Source organism: Stutzerimonas sp. LR2 (assembly GCF_055755175.1).
Genome location: NZ_JBVTRR010000004.1, coordinates 469,416 through 482,581 on the forward strand (window position 1 = coordinate 469,416; position 13,166 = coordinate 482,581).

7 protein-coding genes are annotated in these 13,166 nt (G+C 66.1%); 3 read left to right on the forward strand and 4 right to left on the reverse strand.

Annotated features, from left to right (window positions below; translation table 11 throughout):
• Nucleotides 1–177 precede the first annotated feature (177 nt).
• The 3 genes from ACVRRC_RS16555 to glgP all read left to right on the forward strand — a co-directional run bounded on the left by ACVRRC_RS16555 (nucleotide 178) and on the right by glgP (nucleotide 7,116).
• Nucleotides 178–3,297: a transglycosylase domain-containing protein gene (locus ACVRRC_RS16555; RefSeq protein WP_472997251.1), complete on the forward strand. Its 3,120-nt coding sequence runs from the start codon at nucleotides 178–180 to the stop codon at nucleotides 3,295–3,297.
• A 127-nt stretch (nucleotides 3,298–3,424) separates the two neighbouring features.
• Nucleotides 3,425–4,534 carry an endonuclease/exonuclease/phosphatase family protein gene (locus ACVRRC_RS16560; RefSeq protein ID WP_048329302.1) on the forward strand — a complete coding sequence of 370 codons (1,110 nt, stop codon included), beginning with the start codon at nucleotides 3,425–3,427 and terminating at the stop codon, nucleotides 4,532–4,534.
• A 71-nt stretch (nucleotides 4,535–4,605) separates the two neighbouring features.
• The gene (gene glgP / locus ACVRRC_RS16565) at nucleotides 4,606–7,116 is read left to right on the forward strand and encodes an alpha-glucan family phosphorylase (RefSeq protein ID WP_472997252.1); all 2,511 of its coding nucleotides are present in this window, start codon (nucleotides 4,606–4,608) and stop codon (nucleotides 7,114–7,116) included.
• A gap of 11 nt (nucleotides 7,117–7,127) precedes the next feature.
• Here glgP and ACVRRC_RS16570 read toward each other — a convergent pair whose 3' ends face one another.
• The 4 genes from ACVRRC_RS16570 to kdpB are packed head-to-tail and all read right to left on the reverse strand — an operon-like array spanning nucleotide 7,128 to nucleotide 13,155.
• Complete coding sequence (locus ACVRRC_RS16570) at nucleotides 7,128–7,823, reverse strand: response regulator (protein ID WP_472997253.1); 696 nt, start codon at nucleotides 7,821–7,823, stop codon at nucleotides 7,128–7,130.
• Entirely contained in the window at nucleotides 7,820–10,489 is a 2,670-nt protein-coding gene (locus ACVRRC_RS16575) for a DUF4118 domain-containing protein (protein WP_472997254.1), read from the reverse strand. Before ACVRRC_RS16575 ends, ACVRRC_RS16570 begins: the two co-directional genes overlap by 4 nt.
• 5 nt (nucleotides 10,490–10,494) lie before the next feature.
• On the reverse strand, nucleotides 10,495–11,061 hold the full coding sequence (gene kdpC, locus ACVRRC_RS16580) for a potassium-transporting ATPase subunit KdpC (protein WP_472997255.1): 567 nt from the start codon (nucleotides 11,059–11,061) through the stop codon (nucleotides 10,495–10,497).
• 42 nt (nucleotides 11,062–11,103) lie between these two features.
• A complete protein-coding gene (gene kdpB / locus ACVRRC_RS16585; protein ID WP_472997256.1) occupies nucleotides 11,104–13,155 on the reverse strand; it encodes a potassium-transporting ATPase subunit KdpB in 2,052 nt (683 codons plus the stop codon).
• Between the last annotated feature and the right edge of the window lie 11 nt (nucleotides 13,156–13,166).

Genomic DNA, 13,166 nt, shown 5'->3' on the forward strand with positions numbered 1-13,166 from the left:
TCCGGCGGCCATCGTTTCGTTGCTGACCCGCGCTACGGTAGCGAGCGATGGCGATGACAGGCAACCACAGCCCGCGCAAGGGCATTCTTGAGCCGTTCCGTTCGTCAAACGGACATCGCTTAAGCCCCGCGCGCCGACTATGCTTGGCGTAGAGAACTGCTAGGAAGCCAGGCACACATGGGCGCAGTATGGCGATCCGACAAGACACCCCAGGATGGGCGTAACACGCGCGCCCCCTCCCCTGCATCATCCCGTACATCCGGCAAGGGCCGTCGCAAGACGGCGCGGCGCCTGGCGCTGCTCGTGGGCGTTTCATTGCTGGCCGGTGGCGGCTATCTCGGCTGGCAGGAGCTGGAGAGTTCACGCTGGCAGTCGCAGTGGCTGAGCCGCTATGCCGCCGACCTGGATTACACCGTCAAGCCCGGTCCGAGTCCGCGCATCCAGTTTCCCGAGGATGGCCCCTTCGATCGCCGACTGGGTTACGTCGATCTACCTAATTTCATCGAACGGCTGGTGCAGCGCAATTTCCGCATCGAGGAACAGGCGCGCTTCTCGCGCGCGCTGCTGGATTACACCAGCCGCGGCTTCTTCCCACCCTACCCGGAAGAGTCCCAGGCCGGGCTGACGATCAACGACTGCCGTGGGCTGCCGCTCTATACCAACAGCTATCCACGCCAGTATTACGAACGTTTCGAGGACATCCCCCCGCTCGTGGTGATGAGCCTGCTGTTCATCGAGGATCGTGGCCTGCTCGACGCCAGCCGGCCGAACGCCAACCCGGCGGTGGACTGGCCACGGTTCACCAAGGCAGCCATCAGCCAGTTGGAAAAGCGCCTGGGCCTCGGCGGCCAGGCCGCTGGCGGCAGCACCCTGGCCACTCAGGTGGAGAAGTATCGTCACTCCCCCGAGGGGCGCACCGGTGATCCGCAGGAAAAGATCCGGCAGATGGTCTCCGCCAGCGTACGGACCTACCGCGAAGGCCCGCAGACGCTCGCCACCCGCCAGCGCATCGTGCGTGACTACCTCAACAGCGTGCCGCTTTCCGCCGCACCGGGTCACGGCGAAGTGCACGGTATCGCCGACGGCCTGCGGCTCTGGTTCGGTGCCGACTTCCGCGAGGTCAACCGCCTGCTCGATCCGCGCAGCCCGGAAGCGGTCGACCAGCAGGCCCGTGGCCTGGCGCTGCGTCAGGTACTGTCGCTGCTGATCGCTCAGCGCCGGCCCTCCTATTACCTGGGCGCGGGCCGCGAGGAAATGGCGGCCCTGACCGACAGCCATATTCGCCTGCTGGCCAACGGCGGCATCATCGACACGGCCCTGCGCGATGCCGCGCTGAGCCAGCGCGTCGTGGCGCAGAACCCCAATCGCGACGCGGCGATCCAGCCCGTGGAAGCCACCAAGGGCATCACCGTGGCGCGCATGCGCCTGGCCGGTCTGCTCGGCCTGCCGCTGTATGACCTGGACCGGCTGGACCTCACCGCCAGTACGTCGTTGCAGGGTGATCTGCAGAGCCAGATCAGCGAATACCTGGTGCGCCTGGCCGATCCGGCCTTCGCCGAGTCGGTCGGTCTGTTCGGCGACCGCATGCTCTCGCCGGAGAAGACCGGCGACGTGCGCTACAGCTTCACGTTGTTCGAGCGCGGCGAAGAAGGCTTCCGTGTGCGGGTGCAGACCGACAACACCAACCAGCCGTTCGACATCAACGAAGGCAGCAAGCTGGAACTGGGCTCGACGGCCAAGCTGCGGGTGCTGACTACCTACCTGGAAGTCATCGCCGAGCTGCACCAGCGCTATTCCGAACTCAGCGCGAGCGAACTGCGCAAGATCGACGCGCGAGCCAACCTCAGCCGCTGGGCCATCGACTATCTGGCAACCAATAGCGATCGCAGCCTGGAGCGCATGCTCGATGCCGCATTGGAGCGCCGCTACTCGGCGAGCCCGGCCGAGCGCTTCTTCACCGGAGCCGGCATGCACCGCTTCGGCAACTTCCGCCGCGAAGACGACGGGCGCATTCCCACGGTGCGCGAGTCGCTGCGCGAGTCGATCAACCTCCCCTTCGTGCGCCTGATGCGCGACCTGGTCAGCTACAGCACCTACGAAACCATCAACAGCGCCGAGCTGCTGAGAGACGACAAGGACCCGCGCCGGCAGGAATACCTGACCCGCTTCGCCGACCGCGAGGGCTCGGTGTTTCTGCAGCGGTTCTGGAAGAAATACCGCAACAAGAGCGCCGACGAGCGTATCGAGACCTTCCTTCAGGGCATGCGCCCGACGCCCGTACGCCTGGCTGCCGTGCATCGCTACCTGATGCCGGATGCCGAACGCGCAGTGTTCGACCGCTTCCTCAAGCAGCACCTGCCGGATGCGGCGCTAAGCGAGAAGGAACTCGATTCGCTATACACCCGTTACGGTCCGGGCGCCTACAGCCTGCCCGATCAGGCCTATATCGCCCGCACCCATCCGCTGGACCTGTGGCTGCTCGGCTATCTGATCGCCAACCCGCAGGCAACGCTCTCCGAAGTGGTCGCCGACAGCCGCGCCGAGCGTCAGGAAGTCTATGGCTGGCTTTTCCGCAGCCGCCACAAGAGCGCGCGCGACAGTCGCATCCGCATCATGCTGGAGGTGGAAGCCTTCACCGATATCCATCGGCGCTGGCAGCGCCTCGGCTATCCGTTCGACAACCTTGTGCCGTCGCTGGCTACCGCGCTTGGCAGTTCCGGAGACCGGCCGGCCGCGCTGGCCGAGCTGATGGGCATCATCCTCAACGACGGTGTCCGCCTGCCCAGCGTGCGTATCGACAACCTGCACTTCGCCGAGGGCACGCCATACGAGACGCGCTTGGGCTTCGTGGCCGGGTCCGGCAAGCGCGTGATGCCGGTGGAAGTCGCACGGGCGCTGCAGGATGCGCTGGCCAACGTGGTCGAAGGCGGCACGGCGCGACGTCTGCAAGGTGCCTTCAAGCAGGAGGATGGCAGCGCGCTGCGCATCGGTGGCAAGACCGGGACCGGCGACAACCGCATCCAGAGCGTCGGCGCCGGCGGCCGGCTGATCAGTTCGCTGGCGCTGAACCGCACCGCCACCTTCGTCTTCTATCTGGGGCCGAATCACTTCGGCACGCTGACGGCCTATGTGCCGGGCCGGGCCGCCGACAGCTTCCGCTTCACCTCGGCGCTGCCGGTACAGACCCTCAAGGGCATGGCGCCGATCCTGCAGCCGTACCTGCAAGGCGCGAACAGCCTGTGCCAGCGCGAGCACCTGCCGGCACTGACCAGCGGCATGCTGTCAGCGGAGAACTGACCGCCCAGACAGGCCCCGTCCACTCGGGGCCTGTTTTTTTCTTGCGACGCTTCGCCTGTTTGCCTGTCGAATGCCTCGGCCCTTGCCCGTCGATGTGCAAGGCCGCCGCCGTAACGATCGGCCGACAATGGGAAACGTCATGCTCGAAGGGATATTGCTGGCCAGCACAGGCCTTTTCGCATTCGTCACACTGCTGCCTCTCTGGCGGCATCGCGCCTGGTGGGTGCGCGTATGGGAATTTCCACGCCTGCAGCTCGCCACACTGCTGGCGGTACTGCTGGTCGCGCAGGCGCCGCTGCTGGACTATGGCCAGCCCTGGCACCTGCTCGCCTCGCTGACCAGCGCTGCCTGCCTGATCTATCAGCTCTGGTGGATCGCGCCCTACACCCGCCTGTGGCGCAACGAGGTGTTACGTGCCGAGCCAGACGCCCCGGGGCTACGCATCCGCGTGATGGCCACCAACGTGCTGGGGCCGAATCGCCAGGCCGAGCGCCTGCTGGCGCTGGTGCACGAGTACCGACCCGACGTGTTGGTGACGCTGGAAACCGACTCTTGGTGGGAAGCACACCTGGACCAGCTGAGCGACGACTATCCCCACAGTATTCGCTGCCCGCAGGACAACCTCTACGGCATGCACGTGTATTCGCGCCTGCCGCTGGAGGAGCCGGAACTCAAGTTCCTGGTGGAAGACGACGTGCCCTCCATGCATGCCCGGGTGCGTGTCGATGACAGCCTTTCGGTGCGCATGCATTTCCTGCATCCGGCACCGCCCAGCCCCACGGAGAACGACGAGTCCACCGAGCGCGACGTGGAACTGCTGGTGGTGGCCAGAAGCATCCAGCACAGCGATGACCCGATCATCGTGACCGGCGATCTCAACGATGTGGCCTGGTCGCCGACCACCCGGCTGTTCCGCAAGATCAGCGGGCTGCTGGACCCACGCGTGGGCCGCGGCATGTACAACACCTTCCATGCCCATCACTGGTTCCTGCGCTGGCCGCTGGACCACTTCTTTCACAGTGCGCACTTCCGTTTCGTCCGCCTGCTGCGCCTGCCGGACATCGGCTCCGATCATTTCCCGGTGTTCATCGAGCTGCAGTACGACCCGAAGCACACTGAAGAGCAGCAAGGGCTCGAGGCTGATCGTGATGACCAGCGGCAGGCCGCCGAGACCATAGCCGAAGAACCGGCAACGTCGCAGGATGTGCCACAACCCGAGGCCGGGCCGCGCCGCTGAGGGTTATCCCCGCTACGCGCAAGGCCTATGCTGGACGAGACAGCGCTCACCGGTTCAGAAGAGAGGTTCCTTTGGCACCTGCATCCGATCGCCCCGCCCTCACGCCCGACACCCTGCGCGAACTGGCTTTCGACCAGTCGATTCGCTGGACCAGCCAGAACGATGACCTCTGGCAGCTGATCGACAACGACCTCTGGGCGCTGACCCGCAATCCCAGCCTGATCCTCAGTACCGTGCCGGAGCAGAAGCTGGAGGCGCTGCTGCGCCGCGTCGACTGCCACCGCCTGGTGGACGGCATCGTCAAGGCGCGCCAGGCGCGTCTGGAGCAGCCGACCTGGTTCGCCTGCCAGCAGTACGGCGAACGCCTCGCGCGAGTCGCCTACTTTTCCATGGAATACATGCTCAGCGAAGCCTTGCCTATCTATTCCGGCGGCCTCGGCAACGTCGCCGGGGACCAGCTCAAGGCCGCCAGCGACCTCGGCGTGCCGGTCACCGCGGTGGGCATGCTCTGGCAGCACGGCTACTTCCGCCAGAGCATCGGCCCGGACGGCCGACAGCAGGCGCTGTATCCGGTCAACGACACCCGGCAGATGCCCATCGAGCCGCTGCATGACGCCAGCGGCGCGCCTCTGAGGCTGGCCATACAGCTGCCGGGGTTGCAGATCTGGCTGCGCGGCTGGCAGGCCCGGGTCGGCCTCAATCGCCTGCTGCTGCTCGATACCAATGACCCCGCCAATCCACCCATCGCGCGGCTGATCGCCAGCGAACTCTATGGCGGCGACAACGAGATGCGCCTGCGCCAGGAACTGGTGCTGGGCATCGGCGGCTGGCGCTTGCTGGAAGCCGCCGGCCTGCAGCCCGATGTGCTCCACCTGAACGATGGCCATGCCGCATTCGCCGTGCTGGAGCGGGCGCGCAGCCATATGGCCCGGGAGCGGGTCTCCTTCGCCGTGGCCCTCAATGCGACGCGCGCCGGCAATCTGTTCACCACCCATACACCGGTCGAAGCCGGGTTCGATCGCTTTCCGCCCGAGCTGGTGAGCCAGTATCTGGAGCGCTATGCCGAATACGAGCTGGGCATTTCCATGCAGACGCTGCTGGCCATGGGGCGCAAGCAGCCGCAGGACTCCCACGAGCCGTTCAACATGGCCTACCTGGCCACCCGCGGGGCGGGCGCAGTCAATGCAGTCAGCCAGCTGCACGGGCACACCAGCCGCTACATCTTCCGCGAACTGTATCCGCGCTGGCCGCTGGCGGCGGTACCGGTCGGGCATGTCACCAACGGCATCCACCTGCCGACCTGGGTGTCGCCGAATGCCGAAGCCCACTGGTACGAGCTGCACGGCGACGAGATTCCCTGGCGCGGCATAGACCACGCTTCGGTGGACGAACTGCTGGCCCAGGTCGACGACCGCTGGCTGTGGCAGATCCGCCAGCATGCGCGCAACGAACTGCTCGGCTTCGTGCGCAGCCATCTGGCCCGCAGCCTGGCCGTGCATGGCGCCTCGCCAGCGGACATCGAAGTGGCCGGTTCACGCCTGCATCCGGAACGGCTGACGCTTGGCTTCGCCCGTCGCTTCGCCAGTTACAAGCGCCCCAACCTGCTGCTGCAGGACCCCGAACGGCTGGCGCGCATCCTCAACCACCGCAGCTGCCCGGTGCAGTTGCTGGTGGCTGGCAAGGCGCATCCGGCCGACCGCGCCGGGCAGGCGTTGCTGACCGAGTGGCAACGTTTCGCCGCCAGGCCCGACATCGCCGGCCGCGTGGTCTTTCTCGAGGACTACGACATGCGCATCGCCAGACACCTGGTGCAAGGCGTGGACGTCTGGCTGAACACGCCGAGGCGGCCCTGGGAGGCCAGCGGCACCAGCGGCATGAAGGTGCTGGCCAATGGCGGCCTGAACCTGTCGCAACTCGACGGCTGGTGGGCCGAAGCCTACGCCACCGACCTCGGCTGGGCCGTTGGCGACGGCCTGGAATACGGCCCGGAGCACGATGAAGTGGATGCCGAGCAGCTCTATCAGCTGCTGGAAACCCAGGTAGTCCCCACCTTCTACGCCCGTGACGATGAAGGGGTGCCCACCGCCTGGGTGCAACGCATGCGGCGCAGCATGAGCGCGCTGGTCGAGCGCTTTTCCGCCGATCGAACCGTGCGCGAATACACCGAACAGTATTACCTGCCCATGGCGACGGCCTACCGCCGGCGCTGCGCCGATGGTTCGGCGATGGCCAGCACACTGTCGCACCAGCTCAGCCGTCTGCGCAGCTACTGGCATGAACTGGCCTTCACCGGTGTGCAATGGGCCCGCGAGAACGGCCGGTATCAGGTCGAAGCACGTTTGAACCTGGGCCACGTCGATCCGCAGCATATCGCCGTGCAACTCTTCGCGGAGGGTCGGAACGCGATGCCCGCCGAGATCCATTCGCTCAACCTTGCGCGGCATGAGGGTACGTTCGCCACCTTCCGCGGCCACTTCTCCGCCGACCGTCCGGAGACGGACTACACCGCGCGGATCATCCCCGGCTGCACGCTGGGCCTGACCGTACCGCTGGAGCTTGGGCTGATTCACTGGCAGCGATGACTGCCTGTGGTTCAGGCATCGCTGATCAGCCGGTAGCCGACCCCGGCCTCGGTGACGATGAAACGCGGTGCGGCGGGATCATCGCCGAGCTTCTGGCGCAGGTGGCCGATCACGACGCGCAGATAGTGACTGTCTCCAGCATGGCTGGGGCCCCAGACGAGCTTCAGCAGATGCTGCTGGGTGACTACCCGCCCGGCGTGGCGGGCGAGTTCGGCGAGCACGGCGTACTCCTTCCTCGTCAAGCTCACTATTCGCTCGCCCAGGCTGACCCGCCTGAATGCCAAGTCGATGCACAGTGCCCCGCAGAGCACCTGACCGGGGCTGTTCGTGGTCGACTGGGGCAGGCGCAACAGCGCGCGTACCCGCGCAAGAAATTCCTGAATACCGAACGGTTTGGTGACGTAATCATTGGCGCCGGCATCGAGCGCCCTGACCTTTTCCGCCTCGCTGGAACGAACCGAAAGCACGATCACCGGCACCCGCGTCCAGCTGCGCAGCTCGCCGAGTACGTCCTGGCCGTCCATATCCGGCAAGCCGAGGTCCAGTACCACCAGGTCGGGCTGCTCCAATGCGGCGCGCGCCAGTCCACCGCGCCCGTCCGTGCTTTCCAGCACCCGATAGCCCTGGGAAGCGAGGCTAATGCGCAGGAATTTCCGAATCTGCGGCTCATCGTCGATGATCAGTACGGATGCCGAATCGCCACTCACGTCAGGTCGCTCTCCATGTCCATTGCCGGCTGAGGCTGCAATGGTAGCTCCAGCGTCACGCTGGCACCTCGCCCGTCGAGCCCTTCGCCCACGGCCACGCGCCCCCCATGGGCACCGATCATTCCCTGGCAGATGGCGAGCCCCAGTCCAGTCCCGGGTCCGCCACGATCGCCACGCGCCGCTGTATAGAACATGTCGAAGATCTTCTCCCGCTCCGCCTCGGGGATACCGGGCCCTTCATCGCTGACGACGAAGCGCAGGGCGTTCGACCCGGCGTCTACAGCCACCTGCAGCCGGCCACCTGGGGGCGAGAACCGCGCGGCATTTTCCAGCACATTGACCAGCGCCTGTTCGATCAGTGCCGGATGCACATACAGCAACGGCAGCGGATCGGGCAGCAGGACCTCGACTCGAAGCTCGGCCAGCACGCGCTGCAGGCGTTGCAACGCGCTGGCGACGATATCGCCTGGTGCGACCCAGTCGCGAATGAGCTTCAGACCACCATGCCCCAGACGGGTCATGTCCAGCAGATTCTGGATGTAGCGATCCAGGCGTTCAGCCTCGTCACGCGTGGTCTCCAGCAGCTCCCGCCGGTCGTCCTCGCTCATGCTGTGTCCCAGGCTCGCCAGGCAGTCGATGGAGCCGCGCATGGCCGTCAGCGGCGTGCGCAGGTCATGCGAGACAGAGGCCAGCAATGCGCTGCGCAGCTCTTCGGTCTGCCCATGCAGACGAGCCGCTTCGAGTTCATCGGCAAGCATCGCGCGCCCCAATGCCTGGGCCAGCGGCTGGGCCAGGGCGCAAACGAGACGGCGTCTGTCCGGCGGCAACCGTCCCTGGGCGAACGTTCGAATACCCAGCAGGCCGAGAGGCTGTCCGTCACCGCTCAAGGGCAGCCACCACCAGTGCCCCTCCGGCAGGGTATCCGTGCCCTGCCCTGCCTGCTGACCATGCTTCCAGGCCCACTGCGCAGCAGCCTGCTCCTGCTCGGTGAGTGACGGCAAAAGGTCTCCCTTGAATATCCACGCGGCCTGTTTGTCACGCATGGCCACCAGTGCCTCGATGTCAGCCAGCAGTTGCAACTGGTGGACCGCGACGCTGCAGACCGCCTGCACATCGGTGGCAGCACCCAACCGGCGCGAGAGCTCGAGCAAGGCCGTGGTTTGCGCCTGGGTCTGACGCAACGCTTCCAGCTGCCGCTTCTGGCGACTGGCAAGGTTGCCGGCCAGGATTGCCATCAACAGGAAGAACAGCAATGTCAGGACGTCTTCCTGACGAGCCACGATAAAAGTGAACGTGGGCGGGATGAACATGAAGTCGTAGAACAGGAACGACAGCCCCGCACACGCCAACGCCGGCCCGAGGCTGCTGCGGACCGCAACCACCAGCACGGCCGCGAGGAATACCAGGGATATGTTCGGCAGTGCCAGGTAGCGCGCCAGCACCAGCGCGATCGCCGTGGCACTGAGGGTGGCGAGCCCGGCGAGCAAGTAGTTGCGCCAGTCCCATCGTCCAGTTCGCTGGCGCGCCGCTTTGCGCTGCGTGGGTTTCGTCTGATCGAGCACGCTGACCTCGAGCCCATCGCCCGCCGCGATCAGCTGCTCGGCGATGGACTGCCCGAACCGCCCGGGCCAGCGTCGCCGTGGTCGTTTGCTCCGGCCGACCAGCAACAGCGAGGCGCGGCGCTCATGGGCATGGTCGATCAGTGTCCGGGACACCCGCGCCCCACTCAGCTCCACTACCTCTCCGCCCAAGCGTTCAGCCAGTTGCTGGGCCGCCTGCAGATAACCCAGCTCGGTTTCCTCGCGCGCCGCACCAAGGGTCACGTGGACTACCGACCAAGGCAGGTGGCGGCGCTCGGCCACCCGAGCGGCATGGCGCACCAGCCCCTCGGCTGACTCGTCAGCATCGATGCCGACCAAAAGGCGGCCACGTACCGCCGGCGCACGCTGCCCCTGTAACCGGTAGCGGCGATGCAGATCGGCGTCGACTCGTGCGGCGGCGGTTTGCATCGCCAGTTCACGCAGGGCCGTGAGGTTGGTCTGGGTGAAAAAGGCGTCGATGGCCGCCCGCGCCTGTTCGGGCACATACACCTTGCCCTCACGCAGGCGCTCGAGCAGCTCGCGGGGCGGCAGGTCCACCAGCAGGATGTCGTCGGCCTCATGCAGGATCCAGTCCGGCACCGTCTCCCGGACCTGGACGCCGGTGATCGCGCGAACCTGGTCATTGAGGCTCTCGAGATGCTGGACGTTCACCGTCGTGTAGACATCGATCCCGGCTTCGAGCAGCTCCAGGACGTCCTGCCAACGCTTGCTATGTCGGCTGCCGGGGGCGTTGCTATGCGCCAGCTCATCGACCAGTGCGATGTCGGGACGCACCGCGAGCAGGCCGTCCAGGTCCAGTTCGAACAGGGTTATGCCACGGTACTCGCTGCGGCACAGCGGCTGGTCGGCAAGCCCGACCAGCATGGCTGCGGTTTCCGCCCGACCATGAGTCTCCACCACCCCCACGCGTACGTCGCGGCCAAGACGGCGCTGGCGTTGCGCGGCCTGGAGCATGGCGTATGTCTTGCCTACGCCAGGCGCCGCACCGAGAAATACCTTGAGTTGCCCGCGTCCCTCCCTGGGAGCTTCGTCGAGCAGCGCATCCGCGCGCATGGCATCGCTCATTCACATCACTCGCTGGAATCAGGCGAGCGATTGTCAGCCAATGCAAGGTTCAGGGCCAGTACGTTCACCACGGCGGGGCCCACCATCGGCGAGCTCAGGTGTGCCTGTAGCAGACGCTCCAGCGACTCGGCCGGCATGCCTCGCGCCTGGGCGACGCGGGCTATCTGGTAGCGCGCCGCGGCCAGCGTCAGGTGGGGGTCCAGTCCACTGGCAGAGGTCGTCACCAGCTCCATGGGCACCGGCCGTCCGGTGCGCTCATTCCAGGCCTGTACCCGCTGGCGAACCTGCTCCAGCAACTCGGGATTGCTTGGTGCCAGGTTGCTGGCACCACTGGCGACGGTGGCGTAGTCCGCAGCCGAAGGGCGCGGCAGAAACCACTCGGCGCCCTGGAACGGCTGAGCCAGCAAGGCGCTGCCGCGAACCTGGCCACTGCCATCGCGCAGCAGGCTGCCGTTAGCCGCCTCGGCCATGGCCAGCTGCGCAACGGCCGTGACGGTCAGCGGATAGGCTGCCCCCGTGACCAGTGTCATCAGGGCCAGTGAGGCAATGGCGGGGCGAATGTGTTCGAACATGCTTGTCATCTCCCTAACAGCGCCACGATGGCGCGACAGTTCTCAAACCAGGCCGATCGCCGTGAGTAACAGGTCGATCAGTTTGATGCCGACGAAGGGCGCGATCAGACCGCCCAGCCCGTAGATCAGCAGGTTGCGCCGCAGCAGGCCGGCCGCATCGACCGCCTTTATCTGCACGCCTCGCAACGCCAGGGGGATCAACCCGACGATGATCAGCGCGTTGAAGACAATGGCCGACAGAATGGCGCTCTGCGGGCTGTGCAACTGCATCAGGTTCAACGCGGCCAGCTGCGGATAGATGCCGATGAACAAGGCCGGAAGGATGGCGAAATACTTCGCCACATCATTGGCCACCGAGAAGGTCGTCAGCGCGCCTCGCGTGACCAGCAACTGCTTGCCCACCTGCACCACGTCGAGCAGCTTGGTCGGGTCAGAATCCAGGTCCACCAGATTCGCCGCCTCGCGGGCCGCCTGCGTGCCGTCGTTCATCGCCATGCCGACATCGGCCTGTGCCAGCGCGGGTGCGTCGTTGGCGCCATCACCGCACATCGCGACCATCTTTCCCTCAGCCTGCTCCTGGCGTATGCGCTGCAGCTTCTTCTGCGGCGTCGCCTCGGCGATCACGTCGTCGACGCCGGCTTCCGCTGCAATCGCGGCGGCGGTCAACGGGTTGTCGCCGGTAACCATCACCGTGCGGATGCCCAGTTGGCGTAGTTCGGCGAAACGCTCACGTATGCCGGGCTTGACCACGTCCTTCAGGTGAATGGCGCCCAGCAGACGATCATCGACGCACACCAGCAGCGGCGTGCCGCCGCTCTGAGCGATCTTCTCGACTTCACGCGCCAGCACTGGCGGCACCTGCTCGGGCGTCATGGCCAGATGTCCGAGCACGGCGTCTACGGCACCCTTGCGATACCGCCGCCCCTGATAGTCGGCGCCGGACAGGCGAGTTTCCGCACTGAACGGGATCGGCAGAATGCCCTGCGCGGATGGCTCGGCCATCGGGGCAAGGGCGCGCAGGTACTCGACGATGGACTTGCCCTCGGCCGTATCGTCGGCCAGCGATGCCAGCAGCGCAGCATGCGACAGCTCGGTCGCCGAAACGCCGGGCGCCTTCACCATCGCGCTGCAGCGTCGATTGCCGAAGGTGATGGTGCCGGTCTTGTCCAGCAGCAGCACCTGCACATCCCCTGCCGCTTCGACCGCACGGCCGGACTTGGCGATGACGTTGAGTCGCACCAGACGATCCATGCCGGCAATTCCGATGGCGGACAGCAAGCCGCCGATCGTCGTGGGGATCAGTGTCACCAGCAACGCGACCAGGTACACCAACGGCAGATCGCCGCCGGCGAAGCGCGCCAATGGCTGCAGCGTGGCGACCACCACCAGAAAGATCAGTGTCAGCCCTATCAACAGGACATCCAGGGCGATCTCGTTGGGCGTTTTCTGCCGTCTGGCGCCCTCGACCAGGGCGATCATCCGGTCCAGTGTCGACTCCCCCGGGTCGCTGCCGATACGCACCAGCAACCAGTCAGACACCACGCGCGTATTGCCGGTGACCGCCGAACGGTCCCCACCCGACTCGCGGATGACCGGAGCCGACTCGCCGGTGATGGCTGCTTCATTGACCGCCGCGATTCCTTCGATGACTTCACCGTCACCCGGTATGAGCTCGCCGGCCTCCACCTTCACCACATCACCGCGGCGCAAGCTGCTTGCCGGTACGAGCCGATAACCGTCGCCGGACCGCAGGCGGGCTTCCAGCCCCTGTGCGCCCGCCTTGAGGCTGTCCGCCCTCGCCTTGCCGCGTCCTTCGGCCAGCGCTTCGGCAAAGTTGGCGAACAGCACGGTGAACCACAGCCAGATGGCAATCTGCGCCGCCACCGAGCGGCTCACCGCAGCATCCGGCGCAAAGCACAGCAGCGTGGTGAAGATGGCGGCTATCTCCACCACCAGCATGACCGGCGAACGAACCAGCTGCCGCGGATCGAGTTTGAGCAAAGCCTGCCGCATGGCGGGCTTGCAGAGCGTAGCGAACGAGCTGGAGGCGGATTGAGGCTCGGCACCGCCAAATGCCGTTTGACGAACGTTCATCGAAACCTTCC

What these genes read in the sequence shown, in the direction of transcription:
- ACVRRC_RS16555 (WP_472997251.1), top strand. Translation starts at nt 178, where the DNA reads ATGGGCGCAGTATGGCGATCCGACAAGACACCCCAGGATGGGCGTAAC.
- ACVRRC_RS16560 (WP_048329302.1), top strand. Translation starts at nt 3,425, where the DNA reads ATGGGAAACGTCATGCTCGAAGGGATATTGCTGGCCAGCACAGGCCTT.
- ACVRRC_RS16575 (WP_472997254.1), bottom strand. Translation starts at nt 10,489, where the DNA reads ATGAGCGATGCCATGCGCGCGGATGCGCTGCTCGACGAAGCTCCCAGG.
- kdpC (WP_472997255.1), bottom strand. Translation starts at nt 11,061, where the DNA reads ATGTTCGAACACATTCGCCCCGCCATTGCCTCACTGGCCCTGATGACA.
- kdpB (WP_472997256.1), bottom strand. Translation starts at nt 13,155, where the DNA reads ATGAACGTTCGTCAAACGGCATTTGGCGGTGCCGAGCCTCAATCCGCC.